An 18,660-nucleotide genomic window follows, 5' to 3' on the forward strand; every position below is an offset into this window, starting at 1 on the left:
TAGTAATTGTGAAAGACTCTTGAAATGCCAAGGGTCTTTTTTATTTATAAATATTTTTATTAAAGGAGGTGGAATTATGGAGATAGCTACTTTGGTAAACGAAAAGATAAAAAATCAGCTATATGAAAAGTACAATAAAGATAGGGATGGTACTTACAAGGAAAAGTTTTCTGTGAAAGATTTAGAAGAGCTTATGGGAATTAATAGACCTACTTATAAAAGACATAAGGGAGCTTATAGGCAAAATTATTAAGTGGAGTATTAATGGCAGGTGATTTAAATGGCAAATATAAATGATTTAATAATAGGAATTAGCCAAACACTGGAGAGGGAATTTCCCAACATAAATATATATAAAGAAGAAACAGAAGAAGGCTTTAAGAAGCCTTATTTTTTTATTAAAGTTTTAAATTCAACGCAAAAAAAAGAGTTTAATAATAGATATAAAAAAAGTGTTTCTTTTGATATCCATTACTTTAGTGATAAAGAAGATATTAATTCAGATTGCTTAAACATAGCTGATAAGCTCTATGAACTTCTTGAATATGTGTCTGTGGAAAGTAGTTTATATAGAGCTACTAATATGAAACATGAAGTTATAGATGGAGCTTTATACTTCTTTTTACAGTTTAATTACAAAATAATTAAGCAAGTAGAGGAAGAACTTAAAATGCAAACATTACATGGGGAGGTATTAACTAAGAATGACTAAGAAAGAAATTAATCAAGAAATTAAATTTACAAAGGAACAGATTATCAACTCTAATAAATTCAATATGATTCAAAAGGATATTCTAGAAGCTCTACTAGAAAATAAGGAGTACAGCTTAGATGAGGTCAAAAATATTATAGATAACTTTAATAAGAAAGAGGTGAAATAAATGGCAGGAGGAACATGGAATACACAAAACAAAATTAGACCAGGAGCATATATAAACTTTAAATCTAAAAGTAAAGATTCTTATATCCTTGGAGAAAGAGGAGTAGTTACAATGCCTTTAAATCTTCCATGGGGAGCAGAAAAGGAAGTAATAGAAATAAATACAGGCGAGGATTTATTTGAACTAATAGGAATGGATACAACCGAAGAAAGTACATTGTTAATTAAAGAGACTCTTAAAAGAGCAAAGAAGCTTTTACTATATAGGGTTAATGCAGGGACTAAGGCGACATCTACAGTTGAGGGTTTAACTATAACAGCTAAACATAGTGGAACAAAAGGGAATAGCATTAAAATTATTATACAAAACAATATTGATGATGAAACTTCCTTTGATGTAATGACTATGTTAGGAAATACACAAGTAGACAAACAAATAGGAGTCAAATCTATAGAGAATTTAAGCTCTAACTCTTTTGTAGAGTTTAAAGGTGCTGGAGAGCTAAAGGCTACTGCAGGTATTACCCTTAGCGGAGGGGATGATGGTGTAGTTAGCAATGGAGATTATACCGATTATTTAGCTACAATTGAATTATACGATTTTAACACTATGGCAATGCCTACAAAGGATTCTAGTATTAAAGCTATAGCTACAACCTTTATTAAAAGGCTTAGAGAGCAGGAAGGAAAGAAGGTGCAATGTGTACTTGAAAACTATCCAGAAGCTGATTATGAAGGAGTAATTTCCGTTAAAAATGGTGTAATTTTAAATGACATGACAGTTATTTCTTCTGAAAAAGCAGTGGCATTTGTGGCAGGGGCGACTGCTGGGGCAAATGTTAACCAGTCTTTAACTTATAGTGCCTATGATGGAGCTATAGATGTGGATACTAGATATACAAATAAAGACATAGAAACTGCTCTTAAGAATGGTGAAGTTGTATTTATAGCAAATAATAGCAAAGTAATCATAGAGCAGGACATAAATACCTTAAAGACTTTTGTAGAAGATAAAAATAACGATTTTAGAAAAAATAGAGTTATAAGAGTACTTGATGGAATAGGTAATGATATTAAATCCTTATATGAAAATAGTTATATAGGTAAGGCTTCAAACAATGAAGATAGCAGAAATTTATTTAAGAAAGATATAATAAAATACTTGGAAACTTTGCAAGGTATAGGAGCAATAGAGAATGTTTCTACAGAGGATGTAGTTGTACTACAGGGAGAAAACAAGGATTCTATACTTGTTAAAGTAGGAATACAATCCATAGACAGTATGGAAAAACTTTATATGAACGTGGAGGTGCAATAATATATGGGATTTTTTAAAGCAGAAGATACTATAGGTGGACAAGAGGCAAGAGGTTACATTACCATAGAAGGGCGTAACGAAGAGCTCTTTTATGCTAAGAAAATAGAAGCTAAGGTAGAGAAGCAAAAGTCAGAAATAAAAACACTTGGTAAAAGAGGAACACAAAATAGAGCCATAGGGTGGAAAGGGACAGGAACACTTACAGTGTATTATGCTACATCTTTATTTAGAGAGCTTATGCTTAAATATATGAAAGAGGGTAAGGATGTTTATTTTGATATTACTGTAATTAATGAAGACCCAACAAGTAGCTTAGGTAGACAAACGGTTGTACTAAAAAACTGTAACCTAGATGAAGTGAGCATGGCTGCTTTTGATGTGGATAGTGAAGTCTTAGAGGAAGAGATGGCCTTCACTTTTGAAGATGTGGATTTATTAAATAAATTTAATAAACCAATATTAGGATAATAGGAGGAATATATAAATGGATTTTAAAGATTTTTTAATGGATGAGTTTGAAGATGTGGAACCTATAGAGAGAATTATAAAAATGGGTGGTAGGGAAAAGAAAATGAAATTTAAGCCTATATCAGCAGCACTAGGAGATGAACTTAGAAAAAAGTGCAGAAAAGTAGATTTTTATAAAGGGCAAAAGGTTATAGAAACTAATCAAGATAAGTATATTGCTAACTTAATAATAGAAACCACCATGCATCCTGATTTGAAAAATGCAGAACTTCAAACTGCATGGGGAGTTAAAGGGGCAGAGGAATTATTAACTTCTATGAAAGCTAAGATGAATGATGGAGAATATGCAGAATGGTCAAGCATAGTTAGCCAGATAAACGGATATGATAAAAGTATGCAGGAGTTAGTTGAAGAAGCAAAAAACTAATAAAGGAGGGCGACAGTGAGGCAAGCTATGCACACTATGCCCTCCATAAGTTTAAAATTAGACCTGGAGTATTAATGGGTAAATCTCCTTTAGACACAATAGATAGAAAAGAAAGAGCTTATATTTATGCTAGCATAGACCTCCATATAGAAAGTGAAAAGAAGGCTATGAATAAATCCAAAAAGAAAAGATAGTTACTAAAGCGTAGACTCTTAAATGTTATATTGGTATAATATAGTATATAAGGGGGAATTTATAATGAAAGTAAAAATGAGAAAAATATTAGTTCTTTTAATCATCACTATTTTTACCATTACACCAACTTCTGTATTTGCTAGTACCAATAAAAAAAATATAAAGGTAGTATTTAACAAAGCTAACATTAAAGTTGATGGAGTTAGTTTTAATGGCAACAGAATGGTGTACAACAATAAAATATATCTACCAGTTGAAAGTATTGCTAAACTATTTAATATGAATATTTATCACTATAAAGAAAAAAAGACAATATATATAGGTCAAGTACCTGCAGGAGAGGTTCCTAAAAATGTTGTTGATTCTTGGAAAAATGTGAAACAGCCAGATAAAAATAAAAAAGAAACACTAATTTCAAAAGAATTGACCACTATTAATGGAGTATTTAATAGCGTCAATGTTAAAATTCATGGGGAAAAAATCAACACGGAAAATATCCTTTACAACAATAATATTTTCATATCATTACAAGAAGTATGCGAAATATTGGAAACTAGTTACAATTATTATAAACCAACTTCAACAACATATGTAGGAATGATTCCTCAGAATGAAGTTCCATACGATGTGTATAAAGAATGGTTTTCCGATAAAACAGAGGAATTATACTCAGAACCAGCAACAGGAGAAATGGTAGGATGGCAAAAACTTATAGGGCACGAATATGAGAGTATCGCTGAGATTTACTATAAATTTGATGAAAGTTTTTTAGAAGTAAGGGTAAATGATATAAGGAAGATTGATTTAAATAGGATTGTAGAATGGACAAATGATGATGGAATAAAAATACGTAATACTGTAGGAGATATATATAGAATGCTTTCTAAATTTGGCCCATATACAACAGAAAGATTTAGAAGTAAATTTGGCAAAGTTTATGAGGATTGGATACTGGTGAATAGCATAAGCGCTGAAAACATAGTAGCTGACTATCTAGAAGAAACAGGGCAAATTAAAGAAGAAAACAATATAACCCTAACTCCAGATGCTGAATTTAAAGTTATAGAACCTGAGAAAAAGAGCCCTAGTGCTGAAGAAATAATAAGAAATATAGAAAATTCTATGAAAAACATAAAGAATAAATGAGAATATGAATTTTAAATTAAAAAAGTAACTTAGTAATAAAAACACTTACATTTTGTAGGTGTTTTTATTATGTATAAAAGTGAGGTGATAATTATAGATGCGGTATTGACAAATTTAAGAATGTTTGAACAAATTACAACACCCTTATACCAAATGACAAGAGCAGCGGAGATTACAGTATTAGCTATAGATGATGTGAGTAATAGTTTAAATAAGGGGACAGATTCATCTAATGGATTAGCGAGCAAGATTAAAGGCTTGATAACTAATCTTCTAGGATTTGAAAATATAAAAAAGGGACTAGATGCAACAATAGGTGGAGCTGCTAGATTAGAACAAGAAATTATTAATATGGGCAATGCATTAGGTAACAAAGATGCTGGAAAGGCTTTATTTTTAAATTTAAATAAATATGCTAATGAAAGTGCATATAGCATAGAAGAACTTAGTGGGATAACAAGACAATTTAGTCATTCCACAAAAGACCCTAAGAAATTGATGAATTTAAATAAAACATCTGAAAGACTTACATTATTAGATCCAAGCCAAGGGTTAGAAGGCGCCGGAGGGGCATTAAAGGAAGCTCTTGGAGGAGACTACACTTCTTTACAAAGTAATTTTGGATTTAGCGATAGTGACAGTCAAATGTTGCAAAGTGCTAAAGGTATGGATGATTTCATAAATAAGTTTAATATTTTATTAGATAAAAAAGGAGCTACAGAGCAGGCATTACAAGAATTAAATATGTCAGCTTCATCTCAGTTTAGTAATCTTGGTTCTAATATACAAACTGCTTTTGCACAAGCTGGAAGTAATGCTTTAGAAGCTTTAAAGCCTATTTTAAGCATTATTAATGAAGATTTTGCAAGTGGTAGCTTTCAACCGTTTTTTAACGGAATAGCTGGTGGACTAAGTTTTATAGCCAATATGGGAGCAAAGCTAATAGATGTTTTTAGCTGGATAGGTGAAACAGTGCAAAATAATTGGGAAATAATAGGACCTATATTGTCATTTGCAGCAGGAGCTTTGCTAGTGGCGTTGATTCAAAAATTGAAAGCTTCAGCTTTAGTGTTATGGGCGCAAGTAGCACCATTAATATCTCAAGCTTACGGGTGGATTGCTCTCAATTGGCCTATTATGGCTACAGTTGGGTCTATAGCTGTTATTATTTATATGCTGAATAAATTTGGAGTTACAGCAGATCAAATAGTCGGATTTATTGGGGGAGCTTTTGGTGTTTTATTTGGATTCTTATACAATAGAGTGGGTACAATATGGAACATATTTGCAAGTTTCGCAGAGTTTTTAGCCAATGTATTTAACCATCCACTTTATTCAACTAAAAAGTTATTTTTTAACATATGGGATAGTATAGTTAAATTTGTTGGTGGAGCTTTAGATTCTATAGTCGGACTTATTAAGAAAGTTCCATTTTTAAAAGATTTAGTAGGGGATTTCTCTTTTGTAAATACTTTTACAGCGGATGCAGGACCTCCACCAGAAGATTATTGGGAAGCACCTAAAATAAAAATGAAGGATTATGCTAATGAATTCAATTTTGGATATAATAAAGGCGCAGATATAGCAAATGGTATAGGGAATTTATTTGGTGATTTTAAGACACCAAAAGACCAAAATGCATTGTTAAACAATGGACTGGATGCGAGTCTAGATAAATTCGGAGCTACTTCAGAAATGGGAAGCAAAGATGGCTTAGCATTAGCTAACGATAATCTTGGAACAATTAAAGATAGCATAGATATAAGCAATGAAAATTTGGAACTTATGAGGGATTTAGCTGAGCAAGAAAGCATACAAAACTTTGTTACTCTAACTCCTACAGTACAAGTGACTACAGGAGATATAAAAGAGGAAGCGGATATTAACAAAATAATATCCAAGATAGAGAATTACATGCAAACTGAATTGGTTAATAGTGCAGAGGGGGTATATGTTTAATGTATAAGATGTATTTAGGAATAAACGAAGGGGAAGAAGGTTTTATTCTTCCTGTACTCCCTGAAAAGATAGAATTTAATGAAAGCGGAGATAACAAAACCTTTGATATTGTAAATTTAGGAGAGGTTAGTACAATAAATAAACCTAAGTTAACTCAAATATCTTTTGAAAGTTACTTTCCTAAGAATGTAGGACCATATGTAAGTTCAGAGCAGTTGTTTTCTCCAGATGTTTATATTTTTAAAATAAAAGAGTGGAGAGAAAAACAACAAAAGGTAAGATTTATATTTACGGGAAGTCCCTTGGATATTAATAATTTATTCACTATAGAAAGTTTAAAGCTAACTGAAAAAGGTGGAGAAGTGGGAGACATATATTATTCTATAGAACTTAAGATGTATAAGCCTTATGCAGCGCAGAAAGTAGTTATAGATGATAAAAAAGATAATACCAATAAAGCTATAGTAAAAGCTAAGCCCCCAAGGCCAGTGGAAAAGCCAAAACAAAAAACACATACTGTTGTTAGCGGAGATACATTGTGGCATATTGCTAAAAGGTATCTTGGTAATGGTGCTAGATATCCAGAAATAGCAAAAATAAATAATATTAAAAATCCTAACTTAATATATCCAGGGCAAGTTTTTAAAATTCCATAGGGGTGATTTTATGCAGATACAATTATTGCTAGATAATAAGGATGGAAATGTATTTGATATATCTAAACTAGTCACAGAGGTTACATGGAAAACCAAAAGAAAAGGAAAGCCTTCTAGTTTAGAATTTAATTTTTTAAAAGATAAATCCATAACTATAAATAATGGTGATGTAGTAAGCTTTAAGGTAGATGATCATAAAGTTTTTTATGGATATGTATTTGATATAAGTGGCAGCAAAGGCCAGGAAATAAAAGTAGCAGCCTACGACCAAATAAGGTATTTATTGAGCAATGATGGTTGTTTATTTGTCAATAAAAAAGCTAGTCAAATAATAACCCAGATTGTTAAAAATATAGGATTAACAATTGGAACCATAGAAGATACAGGTTATGTTATACCAGCTTTTCATGAGGATGACAAGAAGCTTTTGGATATAATGTATAGTGCACTGGAAAAGACCCTAATGAGTACAGGAAAGACCTATACACTATATGATGACTTTGGTTTTCTTTGTTTAAAGAATATAAACAATATGAAGCAATTAGCGGTAATAAGTGATGATAGTAACTTAAGTGATTATGATTGGAAAAATAGCATAGATAATGATACTTATAACAGGATTAAAGTAGTTAGGGATAATAAAGATACTAATGAAAGAGATGTATATATAGCACAGGATAGCAAAAATATTGCTAAATGGGGAAGGCTTCAATATTTTCATAAAGTAGATGAAAAATTAAATAAAGCACAAATACAAGAAATGATTGATAACACACTAAAACTTAAGAATAGAGAAACTAAAACATTAAAATTAAAGGATGTTATTAGTACAGACATTAAAGAAGATTTAAAGCTAAGAGCGGGATCAGGTGTGTACGTAGAAATAAAAGAAAAAGGTATAAAGCAGTATTATTTAATAGAAGATGCTACACATAAATTCCATAAAGGTAACATGGTTATGGATTTTGATTTAAAGGTGGTGTAGATATGGGAATGATAGATATTATAAAGAAGGCTGGAGTGGATGCAGTAGGAGCAAACAATCCAGTTAATATTTTGTTTGGACAAGTACTAAATGTAGAGGATTTTAAAATAAAAATAGATCAAAAGCTTATATTATCTAAAGAATTTTTTATTATTCCGCAGAGTTTAACTAAATACGAAATAGATTTAGGCCATAGTCATAGCTATTCCAATGGTTCAACTTCTAAAGAACTAAATAAAGTAATTATAAGAGAAGGATTGAAACAAGGAGATAAAGTTTTATTATTAAGAGTGCAAGGCGGACAACAATATATTATATTAGATAAGGTGGTGTAAATATGAGTAATGTTAACATATTACCCCAGGGAGCCACTATAGGAAATGGCTTGGAAGTAGAAGAAATAATCGAAACAACAAAAACTTATAAAATTGATTTTGAAAAAGGAAAAACAATAGGGTTTTGTGATAAGATTGAAGCACTTAGACAGGCTATACGGTTAATATTAAACACCGAAAGATATGAGCATCTTATTTATAGCTGGGATTATGGCAGTGAATTGAAGGATTTAATTGGTAAGGATAAAGATATAACAGAAAGCGAAATCAAAAGAAGAATAAGAGAGTCTCTTATGCAAGATGATAGAGTTAATAATGTGGATAATTTTATATTTAATTATAATAAAGACAGTGTAATAGTAAATTTCACTGTCTTTTCTATTTACGGAGAATTTACTGAAAGTGTGGTGAAATAGTTGTTTGAGAAAGTAAATACAGATGAAGCTATACTCAAAAGAATGATGGATAAGGTTCCTAAGGATTTAGATAAAAGAGAAGGTAGTATAATGTATAATTCCATAGCTCCTATAGCTTTAGAGTTAGCTGTAGCTTATTCTAATTTAGATAGGTTCTTGGAGTATACTTTTGCAAAAGCAGATACTCCAGAGGAATATTTAGAAAAAAGAGTAAGCGAAATAGGAATGTATAGAAAACAACCAACCAAAGCTATTAAAAAAGGGCAGTTTTTTAATGGTGAAAATAAATTAATAGATATACCTTTGGGTAATAGATTTTTTATAGATGATTTAAATTACAAAGCAGTAGAAAAGATAGACACAGGTATATATAAAATGGAGTGTGAAGAATTAGGAACTGTAGGAAACAAGCCAGTAGGAATTTTAATTCCCATAGATTATATAGAAAATTTAGCAACTGCCAAATTAGGAGAAACAATACAGGAAGGACAGGATATTGAAGAAGGTGAGGATTTATATAATAGGTTCACAGAAAAGATTCAAAATCCTACGACTTCTGGCAACTCGAATCATTATAAGCAATGGGCTATAGAGATTCCAGGGGTGGGAGATGCATTAGTATTTCCTACATGGAATGGTCCAGGTACAGTGAAAGTAGTTATTGTAGATAGCAATAAGGCTAGGCCATCAGAAAGCATTATCAAAGAGGCAAGAGAAAATATAGAAAATAATAAGCCCATAGGTGCGCAAGTCACTGTGGAGGGCGCAGTAGAAAAGCTAATTAATATTTCAGCTAGGATAGAGTTAGCTACATCCTTTAACTTAAGTACCGTCCAAAATTTATTCAAGAAAAATGTTGAAGAATACTTTAAATCTATAGCCTTTAAAAAATCCTACTTAAGCTACGCTCAAATAGGAAACCTTCTAATAAATACCGATGGAGTAATAGACTATTCGGATTTAAAAGTAAATGGAGATGTTAAAAATATAAGCTTTGCGCAAGAAGAGATTGCAATAGCGGGAAGTATTGAATTGGGGGTGTAATAAAATGTACCCAAATCAATATGAAGAAAAACTACCCTCAACAAATGAAAAAATAAATTTATATAGACCAAATTTACTAGCTTATTTACCTCCTGTCTTAAGAGAGATAAGAGAGTTTAAAGCCATTGATGATATTGCAGGGTATGAGCTTGGGCTTGTGAAATTAACAATTCAAGATATACTTAATCAATGCTTTGTAGATACAGCTACATGGGGACTGCTTTTATGGGAAAAGGAATATGGAATAGAAACAGATTTAAATAAAAGCTATGAGGAAAGAAGAGAAATACTAAAGGCTAAAAAGAGAGGGCATGGAACTGTAAATAAAAAAATGATAAAAGAAACAGCAGAAGCTTTCAGTGGTGGAGAAGTGCAAATCCTAGAACATCCTGAAAGCTATTCTTTTACAGTTAAGTTCATAGGTACCAAAGGAATTCCAAGGAACCTAGCAGCTTTTAAGGATATGTTAGATAACATAAAGCCAGCTCACTTATCCTATGATTTTAAATACACCTATACTCTCTGGGAGCACATAAAAGAAAAAGGTTTAACATGGGAGAGTAGTAAGTTAAAGACATGGGATGATTTGAAAATATATGAATAGAGGTGATTATATTGAAAACTACAGTAAATTATGGACTTAAAAAACCATATGGAACCGACGTAGTGAACATTGATGATTTTAATTATAATTCAGATATTATTGATCAAAAGCTAAAAGAGGTGGATACTAAAGCATCAAACATAACAGTACCTGTAACATCTGTAAACACAAAAACAGGAGCAGTTATATTATCAGCAGGTGATATAAAGGCATCAGATGGGAAGACTTTAGAGGCATATAAAACAGAAGTTACTTCGGAATTGGCTCAAATGGTATCAAGATTTAGTAAGGAATTAAAGGCTACTGGTATAAATGATGTAGACATGGCAACAGTTACTGGAGCATATTATGCTATGCCCAGTGTAAAGTTACCGTCTGGAGTACAAGATGGTAGCTTATTTGTTCAATCCTACGACACCACATGGGTAACACAATTACTAATAGATTGGAGAACTAATATACAATACACTAGAGTAAAAACTCAAAACGTGTGGGGAACATGGAAAAAACTATTAACTAACATAGACTACGACCAACTTTTTCAATATGCCAATAACGGTAAAACAAGTATTGCTAACGTTGTTGGCGAAGTAACGGGTAGCAATACATTTTCAGAGATAACCGACCAAATTTGGAGATGCAAAGATTTAATATCCAAAAACTTGGGTTCAAAGGGTATCAGTGCTAGTGTTAATGAAACATTAGGTGTTTTAAGTTATAAAGTAGGACAGATAGAAATTTTTTCGGTAATGGCTGGTGATACAGTATTAGCAAGCAGTAATATATGGAGAGATATATCTTACACAAGAACTCCGACACCTTGTAGTAATAACTTCACAGTTAAGTTTTCGGGAGTTATTCGATTTAAATTTCGAGTACACGCAGGAAACTATGCTAGTGATGCTTATGGGATAATATATAAAAATGGTGTAGCTACTGGATATTCGGGAAGTGCAAGTGCAAGTATTAACGATTATTCTTATGACATACCATGTAAAAAGGGTGATGTATTTGTGCTGATGGGGTACACATCTAGTAGCAGTAACACAGGTACTTGTGGAAATGCGTCTGTGTGTATTGATTTATCAAATCTACTTACAATTAGTGGATAGGAGGAAGATAATAATGCAAGGCAAAATTTTAATCGTAAATAAGTTAGATGGTTCAGTTTTTGGGTGGTTCGGAGAAGTTATGATAAACGATGAATCAAGACGACCAGATATCGAGAATATACTATTAGTAGAACTAGAATCTAATCAAAACCAAAAAGAGTTTATGAACTTAACAAATGGCATAGAAAGCGTAAAGGTTATTGATATTAAGAATAAAATACTAGAATTTGAGTTAAAACATGAGAATATAGAAACCGAAGAACAAAGGCTACAAAGAGAACTACTTGAAGCACAAAATCAAATTGTAAATTTAGAATTTGAAAAATTAACAGGATGTATTTAGTGTGTTATATAATGCATTAAAAAATTTAATAGTAAATAATAGGTATGAAAAAGAGGACATGAAAAATAAGTTAGATATTTTTCTAAATCTTGACAGGATAACACTAGAACAGTACACAGAGTTATATGCATTGGCTAATCCAGAAATAAATATACCAGCAGAAGAACCAATTGAAGGTGAAACACCATAGATAATTATTGCAACACAATATAATTATCAAGAAAGGCAAAACAAGGACCGGAGCAAGGTCTTTTTATTTTGCCTAATCTCTTAATAAAGATACTATTCAGCAAGAAGAAAGCTCGCGTATAATAACTAGAAAATTTATAAAAGAAACAGCAGAGGCTTTCAGTGGTGGAGAAGTGCAAATCCTAGAACATCCTGAAAGCTATTCTTTTACAGTTAAGTTCATAGGTACCAAAGGAATTCCAAGGAACTTAGCAGCTTTTAAGGATATGTTAGATAATATAAAACCAGCTCACTTATCCTATGACTTTAAATACACCTATACTCTCTGGGAGCACCTAAAAGAAAAAGGTTTAACATGGGAGAGTAGTAAGCAAAAGACATGGAATGATTTGAAAATATATGAATAGAGGTGATTATATTGAAAACTACAGTAAATTATGGACTTAAAAAACCAGATGGAACTGACGTAGTGAACATTGATGATTTTAATTATAATTCAGATGTTATTGACCAAAAGCTAAAAGAGGTAGACACTAAGGCATCAAATATAATAGTGCCAGTAACATCTGTAAACACAAAAACAGGAGCAGTCACTTTATCAGCTGGTGATATAAAGGCAGCTGATGGAAAGACGATAGAGGTTTTTAAAACAGAAGTTATGTCGGAATTGGCTCAAATTAAGACAGGTACATCAACATTATTAGCGAATCGAATAGAAATAACAACAGGTACAGACCTAAATAACCTAAAAACAGAGGGTAATTATTGTTCAAAAATGCACGCGATAACTTCAACGTTATTAAACTGCCCTGTTAATGCTGGACAATTCAATTTAGAGATTCAGAATGCAGGTAATTATACAGGGAGAATTATACAAATGTTAACGCATTATACATCGCGTGCAGTAATGTATGTAAGAACATTCACAGATGTTGGGTGGTCACCATGGAGGAAAATGCTTAATCAAGACGATTACGACCAACTTTTTCAGTATGCCAATGACGGTAAAACAAGTATTGCTAACGTTGTTGGCGGTGTAACTGAATACAATACACATCAAGACATAGCTATTCATATACAATGGAGTAAAGATGTACTAGCTTATCATCTAATCAATAAGGATGTTTCTGCGGTTAGAGCCGAACGATTACAGGATTTAGTTGCAAAAGTAGAACAAATAAAAACTGGTAAATTTGCAACAGGAAGTTTAACACTTACAAATCCAACAAGTAATAGTGTTGTAACTGTTTCTGATATTGGTTTTACGCCAGACACTATAATGTTGTGGATAGATAACAATAGTAGTTATCCATATTTCGCCACATATACAACTCATAATAGGTACACAAACCCGTCAATTTATGTACCTATAAGTTATAACTACGGACAAGCAAAGGGAGCAAACTCTAACTTCATTGTAACTGTAGGTGAAGGTACATTCACATTTAAGTATCCTGGAGAAATATATGCTTCAAATCCTGTTATTAAATGGGTTGCTTTAAGGAGGGGTTAAATTAATGAATCGAGGAAGTCTTATTTTATATGATAATATCGGAAAAGTGTGGTTAATACTTGGAGATAGTGAAGGGGTTCTGCCTTATACATTACCTGTGGGAATACCATACATTGAAACACAGTTTGGGGAATTAGATGGGAAAATTGTAAAAGGTGTAGATATATCTGCTAATCCACATAAATTAATCTTAGAGGACGTGAATACAGAAACTGAAGAACAAAGACTACAAAGGGAACTGCTTGAAGCGCAAGAAACAATTATTAATCTAGAATATGAAAAATTAACAGGAGGTATTTAGTATGTTATACAATGCTTTAAAAAATTTAATTGTAAATAAGAGGTATGAAAAAGAGGATATGAATAATAAGTTAGATATTTTCTTAGCTTTTGACAGGATTACATTAGAGCAGTATACAGAGTTATATGGTTTAGTTAATCCAGAAGTTGTGGCAGAATAGATAAATATTGCGACATAAATTAAATACAAGATTAAACAAAGTATGAGAATAGATGCAAAACGAAAATGAAACATATCTAGACTACAAAGGAAGGAGTTGGTATAATATAGAAAAAGGTGTTTAGGGGATCAATGTATGGGAGCAAAAAATAAAGTAATAGCAGGAGACTTTGAAGGTAAAAATGTTGTACAATCTGGAAAAGGAGTAGCTATTCAAACTGGATTTATGAAAAAAATTGATTTAAATGAAGAAACAGTTAAAGATTATGAAGTAGTTGGGGATGATAAAAGAACTAGCGCTAAAAGTGCCATTGGAAGAGGAGCGGTAGGAAGTTTACTTTTGGGGCCCATTGGGTTGATAGCAGCAGCATCAGCAAAGAAAAAAGGAATCTATTCAGTTGCTATTCAATTTAAGGATGGTAATAAAAGCCTACTTGAAGTAGATGATAAAATATATAAGTCAATGTTAAAAGCACTATTAAAAGTTGATCAAAATAGTGAATTGGAAGATAATTCAAGATCTGATACAGAAAGTAACCAACAAGATGTAGCTGGACAAATAAAAAAATTAGCAGAACTAAGGGATCAAGGTATACTAACAGAAGACGAGTTCAATATAAAGAAAACGGAATTGTTAGCAAAAATTTAATAAAGAGTTCATTAAGCACTTACTTAATTGTAAGTGTTTTTTATTGTAATCGATATGTAACAATAAAATTCCTATTCCTAAAATATATACGAACTAATGTTTGTAATATTTGAAAGAAAATGATATAATAATCTTATAGCTCAATAGAATGAGGTGTTAAAATGTATGATTACGTATTAAGGACATCTTTAGTAGAGCACAAGGTTATTGATATTATGTATTTAAAAGGAATGGAGATTACCCAAAGAAAAATAAAGGTATTAAAGATTAACGATAATAATATAGAAGCATATTGTTATTTAAGGAAGAGTGTTAGGCACTTTAAAAAGGACAATATACTTGCAGCTATGTACACCCATTAGGGTGTATTTTTAATTAATTATATAGAGGGAAGGTGTAGCTAAACCTTCCCTTATTTTTATTAGGAGGAGATGTAAATGCATGATGAAATAATTCAATTAAAGGTTAGTGAACATGATAAAAGGATTGAACTACACGACAAAAGGCTTGATAAATTAGAGCATTATAAATCTAAAACAGAAGCTAAAATAGAGAGCTTATGCGAACAAATAACATCCTTGGTGGTAACTATGAGATGGTTTATTGGACTTTTGGTAGGAAGCTTTGCAAGTTTCTTTTTTTACTCAATTCAACAAGGATTATTTAAGTAAGGAGCTGATTTTATGAACGTGATGGAATATGTAGTTGAGCAGGCTTTTATATTAATACCTGCTCTTTATATTATAGGACTTATGCTAAAGGAGTCCTATATAAAGGATTGGTTAATTCCTTGGGTACTTCTAGCCTTAGGTGTAGCTGGAGCTATATTAATTCTTGGGACTAATATAGAAGCCATTATTCAAGGGATATTAGTTGCAGGGGTTACGGTATACGCTAATCAGCTAATAAAGCAAACTTTTATAAAAAGAGAAGAGGGATAAAATGAAAATAGCCATAAGGCGTGGACATCAAAGAACGGGACAGGACATAGGAGCACAAGCTTTATTAAAGGAGATAGATGTAACGGATTCCTATTATAAAGAAGTAATAGATATTTTAAAAAAACTAGGTCATGAAGTTTTGGATGTAACCCCACCAGAAGCTAATAGGACTGTGGGAAATAGTTTAATGTATGGTATAGATAAAGCTAATAAATGGGGAGCAAATTTATTTATAAGTTGTCACGCTAATAAAGCCTATAATAAATATGAAGGAGAGCTAGGCTGTGAGGTTATATATTATCCAAGTAGTAAAAAAGGAAAGGACTATGCTATAAAAATAGAAAAAGAGCTATCAAAACTTGGATTTAAATCCAGAGGAGCTAAGGAAGATAAAAGAGGATTAGCTGAATTGAGATTAACTAATATGGCAGCAGTAATAATAGAACCTTTTTTTATAGAAGCTACAGAGGATGTAAAGTTATATGAAAGAATCGGAGCAAAAGCCATTGCTAAGGCAATTGTTACGGGGATTTTGAGATAGTGCTCTAGTTTAAAACTTTAACTTACAATAGGGGATATTTATTCGTATATATCCCCAGCTAATTTTTCTAAAGAATCATAGTCAAGAATAACTAATGATTGGTTATCTTTTTTTATAAAACCTTCATTACACAACTTATTTATAGTTCTATGTAAATGTCTATAGCTAGTTCCAAGCAAATCAGCTATTTCTGTTAACTTATATGTGGAAATACCACTTATATCAGAACTAGCTTCATCACTAGATGAAATAGCTAATAGATAACTTGCCAGCCTATTTTCAAGAGGATACAAAAGATTGATAGAATTAGCTCTTGAGTTCTTTTCTAATTTATCTCCTAAACTATTTATAATATACCTAAGAAAACAAGTGTCATTAATAGCAAATCTTCTTAAATTTTTCATAGAAATTCTAATACATAGTGCCTTTTCTACCACTTGAATGTTAGAACTAGTGTGGCTATCTTTAACAATCTCAACATCACCTATAACACTTAAAGGTTTATAAAACCTTAATAATAATGATTTACCATTTTTAAGAAGTAAATAAACTTTAGTTTTACCATGAACTAAAAAGTAAAAGTAATCTAAGTCCTCTTTAGATTTGCAGATGTATTCATTTCTATCAAAAATACAAAGCTCCATGTAGGGAGTCATATCTGTGGCAAAAATGTCTCTAATATTGTATTTATTAATATAATAATTTAACTTATGCTCATCTATAATTTTTTGCAAATTATCACCTCATTCAAATAAATAATAAAACTATGACATATGTCCTACTATGTGAATTAATTTATATTATAACATTAATAGAGATAAATGATTTGAAATGAGGAGTAAATAAATGTATAAGTTAGCATCAGTATTTATAGGGTTGTTGATTACAATTATGGTAACTATTAATGGTGCCTTATCTAAAGGCATAGGAGACTATAAATCTGTATTAATAATCCACATCGTAGGTCTTATAACTATAACTTTTTTATTAATTTTAAAAAAAGAAAAATTAAATTTAAAAAAGGATATTCCTAAATATCTTTTTAGCGGAGGAGCAATTGGAGTTTTTGTAGTTCTTTTTAACAATATGTCTTTTAATAAACTAGGAGCCTCTCTTACCCTATCTTTAGGATTATTTGGACAACTTATTTTGTCAGGAATAATTGATCACTTTGGTTTATTTAATATGGAAGTTAGTAAATTCAATGTAAAGAAGATAGTTGGTTTTTTATTAATATTTGTCGGCATAATCGTAATGGTTATATATTAGGAGGTAGGATATGCTTTATATTATGATCGCTTTTATAACTGGAGGGTTGGTTATTTTATCTATGGTAATAAACTCTCGTTTAGGAGATAAAATAGGAGTCTTTGGAGGCACTTTAGTAAATTACATTGTAGGATTAGTTGGAATTACAATAGTGCTTCTTATTAAAGATGGAGGAGTAAATATGCCTTTAAGTAAGTTGCAAAGCATACCTATTTGGGCTTACTTGGGAGGAGTCATAGGAGTTTGTGTAGTATCAGCTTTAAATATAGTAATTCCTAAAATTCCAACCATATACACCACTTTGTTAATTTTTATAGGGCAAATTACAACAGGTATGGTTGTAGACTTTATAAATCTTCATACAGTATCTATGGGAAAGATATTTGGAAGTATTCTTATATTATTAGGACTGTTATATAATTTCTATGTGGATAAGAAGGAACAACAATTATAAATTTCAAGCTATCTCATGAACAAAGCATTCTACTCTTTTGCATTTTTTTTAGGTTCTAAAATTTTCAAACTCGCTTCGCTCAAACACGAAAATTTTTTAACGAACCTTTAAAACCGCAAAAGAAGAATGCTAAATGTTCATTCGAATGCTCTTAAATTTATAATCATTGTTCCTATTATTATATTTAATGAAGAAATTCCATAAAGGAATTTCAACTTTAACTATTTATCTAAAAAACTAAAAATCTAAAAAACAGAAATCTGGAAAACCAGACTTCTGTTCCTAAGACAGCCTAAAATTTATAATCTTTATGACCCCTTACATTACTCTACCAGGCATTAAAGCGTCGATTATTCCAATAACTATGGCTGCAAGTATAGCTCCCCAAATTGATACGCTCATATTTGGTACGAAATATTGAGTTACGTATATTATTATAGCAGCTATTACAAAACCCTTAAAACCCTTTCCAAAAGGAGAGGCATCCACTCCCATGAAATTTTCTATCAAAGCATCTATTGCAGTGATTATAACTGCTGCTAGTAACATTGGCCATAGTCCTACTATGCTAAAGCCAGGAGTGAAGAAAGAGGTTATAGCTAGCACTATAGCTGTAAGTACTAGTCTTATAATATAACTCATAATTCCTCCACCGGTACTCTCTCTTCTTGCGTTTTTATCATCCATAAAATTTCCTCCTTTTAAAATAAAAAATTAATACACTTATATTGTGTGTATTAATCTAAAAAATATTTA

General features: G+C 31.3%; 30 protein-coding genes. 28 read left to right on the forward strand and 2 right to left on the reverse strand.

The features are described 5' to 3' along the window. Positions 1–76: 76 nt before the first annotated feature. The 26 genes from ABDZ69_RS01275 (at position 77) to ABDZ69_RS01400 (ending at position 16,181) form a co-directional block, all read left to right on the forward strand. A complete protein-coding gene (locus ABDZ69_RS01275; protein ID WP_343765634.1) occupies positions 77–253 on the forward strand; it encodes a hypothetical protein in 177 nt (58 codons plus the stop codon). 27 nt (positions 254–280) lie between these two features. Then, positions 281–712 carry a phage tail terminator family protein gene (locus ABDZ69_RS01280; protein WP_343765636.1) on the forward strand — a complete coding sequence of 144 codons (432 nt, stop codon included), beginning with the start codon at positions 281–283 and terminating at the stop codon, positions 710–712. Further along, positions 705–881, forward strand: a complete 177-nt coding sequence (locus tag ABDZ69_RS01285) for a hypothetical protein (protein WP_343765638.1) — start codon at positions 705–707, stop codon at positions 879–881. Before ABDZ69_RS01280 ends, ABDZ69_RS01285 begins: the two co-directional genes overlap by 8 nt. Then, entirely contained in the window at positions 882–2,198 is a 1,317-nt protein-coding gene (locus ABDZ69_RS01290) for a phage tail sheath family protein (protein WP_343765640.1), read from the forward strand. It begins immediately after the preceding gene. Between the two features lie 3 nt (positions 2,199–2,201). Then, positions 2,202–2,666, forward strand: coding sequence for a phage tail tube protein (locus ABDZ69_RS01295; protein WP_343765642.1), 465 nt, complete (start codon positions 2,202–2,204; stop codon positions 2,664–2,666). A 16-nt stretch (positions 2,667–2,682) separates the two neighbouring features. Further along, complete coding sequence (locus tag ABDZ69_RS01300) at positions 2,683–3,093, forward strand: phage tail assembly chaperone (protein WP_343765644.1); 411 nt, start codon at positions 2,683–2,685, stop codon at positions 3,091–3,093. 258 nt (positions 3,094–3,351) lie between these two features. Beyond that, entirely contained in the window at positions 3,352–4,434 is a 1,083-nt protein-coding gene (locus ABDZ69_RS01305; protein WP_343765647.1) for a hypothetical protein, read from the forward strand. A gap of 69 nt (positions 4,435–4,503) precedes the next feature. Continuing rightward, the gene (locus ABDZ69_RS01310; RefSeq protein WP_343765650.1) at positions 4,504–6,393 is read left to right on the forward strand and encodes a phage tail tape measure protein; all 1,890 of its coding nucleotides are present in this window, start codon (positions 4,504–4,506) and stop codon (positions 6,391–6,393) included. After that, the gene (locus tag ABDZ69_RS01315) at positions 6,393–7,049 is read left to right on the forward strand and encodes a LysM peptidoglycan-binding domain-containing protein (RefSeq protein WP_343765653.1); all 657 of its coding nucleotides are present in this window, start codon (positions 6,393–6,395) and stop codon (positions 7,047–7,049) included. Before ABDZ69_RS01310 ends, ABDZ69_RS01315 begins: the two co-directional genes overlap by 1 nt. A 10-nt stretch (positions 7,050–7,059) precedes the next feature. Further along, on the forward strand, positions 7,060–8,034 hold the full coding sequence (locus ABDZ69_RS01320) for an XkdQ/YqbQ family protein (protein ID WP_343765655.1): 975 nt from the start codon (positions 7,060–7,062) through the stop codon (positions 8,032–8,034). A gap of 2 nt (positions 8,035–8,036) precedes the next feature. Next, positions 8,037–8,369 carry a DUF2577 domain-containing protein gene (locus ABDZ69_RS01325; RefSeq protein ID WP_343765657.1) on the forward strand — a complete coding sequence of 111 codons (333 nt, stop codon included), beginning with the start codon at positions 8,037–8,039 and terminating at the stop codon, positions 8,367–8,369. A 2-nt stretch (positions 8,370–8,371) separates the two neighbouring features. Beyond that, complete coding sequence (locus tag ABDZ69_RS01330) at positions 8,372–8,785, forward strand: DUF2634 domain-containing protein (RefSeq protein WP_343765659.1); 414 nt, start codon at positions 8,372–8,374, stop codon at positions 8,783–8,785. Continuing rightward, positions 8,786–9,829, forward strand: a complete 1,044-nt coding sequence (locus tag ABDZ69_RS01335; protein ID WP_343765661.1) for a baseplate J/gp47 family protein — start codon at positions 8,786–8,788, stop codon at positions 9,827–9,829. It abuts the gene before it with no gap. 4 nt (positions 9,830–9,833) lie between these two features. Further along, positions 9,834–10,433 (forward strand): YmfQ family protein, encoded by a 600-nt coding sequence (locus tag ABDZ69_RS01340; RefSeq protein WP_343765663.1) that lies wholly within the window; start codon positions 9,834–9,836, stop codon positions 10,431–10,433. A gap of 11 nt (positions 10,434–10,444) precedes the next feature. Further along, positions 10,445–11,545 (forward strand): pyocin knob domain-containing protein, encoded by a 1,101-nt coding sequence (locus tag ABDZ69_RS01345; protein ID WP_343765664.1) that lies wholly within the window; start codon positions 10,445–10,447, stop codon positions 11,543–11,545. Positions 11,546–11,558: 13 nt separating this feature from the next. Further along, entirely contained in the window at positions 11,559–11,888 is a 330-nt protein-coding gene (locus ABDZ69_RS01350) for a hypothetical protein (RefSeq protein WP_343765667.1), read from the forward strand. Between the two features lies 1 nt (position 11,889). Further along, on the forward strand, positions 11,890–12,078 hold the full coding sequence (locus ABDZ69_RS01355; RefSeq protein WP_343765668.1) for a hypothetical protein: 189 nt from the start codon (positions 11,890–11,892) through the stop codon (positions 12,076–12,078). Positions 12,079–12,199: 121 nt separating this feature from the next. Then, a complete protein-coding gene (locus ABDZ69_RS01360; protein ID WP_343769549.1) occupies positions 12,200–12,484 on the forward strand; it encodes a putative phage tail protein in 285 nt (94 codons plus the stop codon). A 251-nt stretch (positions 12,485–12,735) separates the two neighbouring features. Further along, entirely contained in the window at positions 12,736–13,590 is an 855-nt protein-coding gene (locus ABDZ69_RS01365) for a pyocin knob domain-containing protein (protein ID WP_343765670.1), read from the forward strand. A 4-nt stretch (positions 13,591–13,594) separates the two neighbouring features. After that, on the forward strand, positions 13,595–13,891 hold the full coding sequence (locus tag ABDZ69_RS01370) for a hypothetical protein (RefSeq protein WP_343765672.1): 297 nt from the start codon (positions 13,595–13,597) through the stop codon (positions 13,889–13,891). Between the two features lies 1 nt (position 13,892). Further along, positions 13,893–14,051, forward strand: a complete 159-nt coding sequence (locus ABDZ69_RS01375; RefSeq protein ID WP_343765674.1) for a hypothetical protein — start codon at positions 13,893–13,895, stop codon at positions 14,049–14,051. Between the two features lie 135 nt (positions 14,052–14,186). Beyond that, positions 14,187–14,699 carry an SHOCT domain-containing protein gene (locus ABDZ69_RS01380; RefSeq protein ID WP_343765676.1) on the forward strand — a complete coding sequence of 171 codons (513 nt, stop codon included), beginning with the start codon at positions 14,187–14,189 and terminating at the stop codon, positions 14,697–14,699. Between the two features lie 161 nt (positions 14,700–14,860). Then, complete coding sequence (locus ABDZ69_RS01385) at positions 14,861–15,061, forward strand: hypothetical protein (protein ID WP_343765678.1); 201 nt, start codon at positions 14,861–14,863, stop codon at positions 15,059–15,061. A gap of 75 nt (positions 15,062–15,136) precedes the next feature. Further along, complete coding sequence (locus ABDZ69_RS01390; RefSeq protein ID WP_343765680.1) at positions 15,137–15,370, forward strand: hemolysin XhlA family protein; 234 nt, start codon at positions 15,137–15,139, stop codon at positions 15,368–15,370. 12 nt (positions 15,371–15,382) lie between these two features. Next, positions 15,383–15,640: a phage holin family protein gene (locus ABDZ69_RS01395; RefSeq protein WP_343765682.1), complete on the forward strand. Its 258-nt coding sequence runs from the start codon at positions 15,383–15,385 to the stop codon at positions 15,638–15,640. Position 15,641: 1 nt separating this feature from the next. Further along, positions 15,642–16,181: an N-acetylmuramoyl-L-alanine amidase gene (locus ABDZ69_RS01400; RefSeq protein ID WP_343765684.1), complete on the forward strand. Its 540-nt coding sequence runs from the start codon at positions 15,642–15,644 to the stop codon at positions 16,179–16,181. A gap of 38 nt (positions 16,182–16,219) precedes the next feature. On the opposite strand, the gene ABDZ69_RS01405 is transcribed toward ABDZ69_RS01400, so the two are convergent. Beyond that, positions 16,220–16,915 carry a cyclic nucleotide-binding domain-containing protein gene (locus tag ABDZ69_RS01405; protein WP_343765686.1) on the reverse strand — a complete coding sequence of 232 codons (696 nt, stop codon included), beginning with the start codon at positions 16,913–16,915 and terminating at the stop codon, positions 16,220–16,222. Between the two features lie 112 nt (positions 16,916–17,027). On the opposite strand from ABDZ69_RS01405, the gene ABDZ69_RS01410 reads away from it, so the two are divergent. After that, a complete protein-coding gene (locus ABDZ69_RS01410) occupies positions 17,028–17,450 on the forward strand; it encodes a DMT family transporter (protein WP_343765688.1) in 423 nt (140 codons plus the stop codon). A gap of 10 nt (positions 17,451–17,460) precedes the next feature. After that, positions 17,461–17,904: a DMT family transporter gene (locus ABDZ69_RS01415; RefSeq protein ID WP_343765690.1), complete on the forward strand. Its 444-nt coding sequence runs from the start codon at positions 17,461–17,463 to the stop codon at positions 17,902–17,904. A 318-nt stretch (positions 17,905–18,222) separates the two neighbouring features. Here the strand turns inward: ABDZ69_RS01415 and ABDZ69_RS01420 are convergent, their stop codons facing one another. Further along, positions 18,223–18,591 carry a phage holin family protein gene (locus tag ABDZ69_RS01420; RefSeq protein ID WP_343765693.1) on the reverse strand — a complete coding sequence of 123 codons (369 nt, stop codon included), beginning with the start codon at positions 18,589–18,591 and terminating at the stop codon, positions 18,223–18,225. Between the last annotated feature and the right edge of the window lie 69 nt (positions 18,592–18,660).

Source organism: Clostridium malenominatum, from assembly GCF_039521365.1.
GTDB lineage: Bacteria > Bacillota > Clostridia > Clostridiales > Clostridiaceae > Clostridium_AW > Clostridium_AW malenominatum.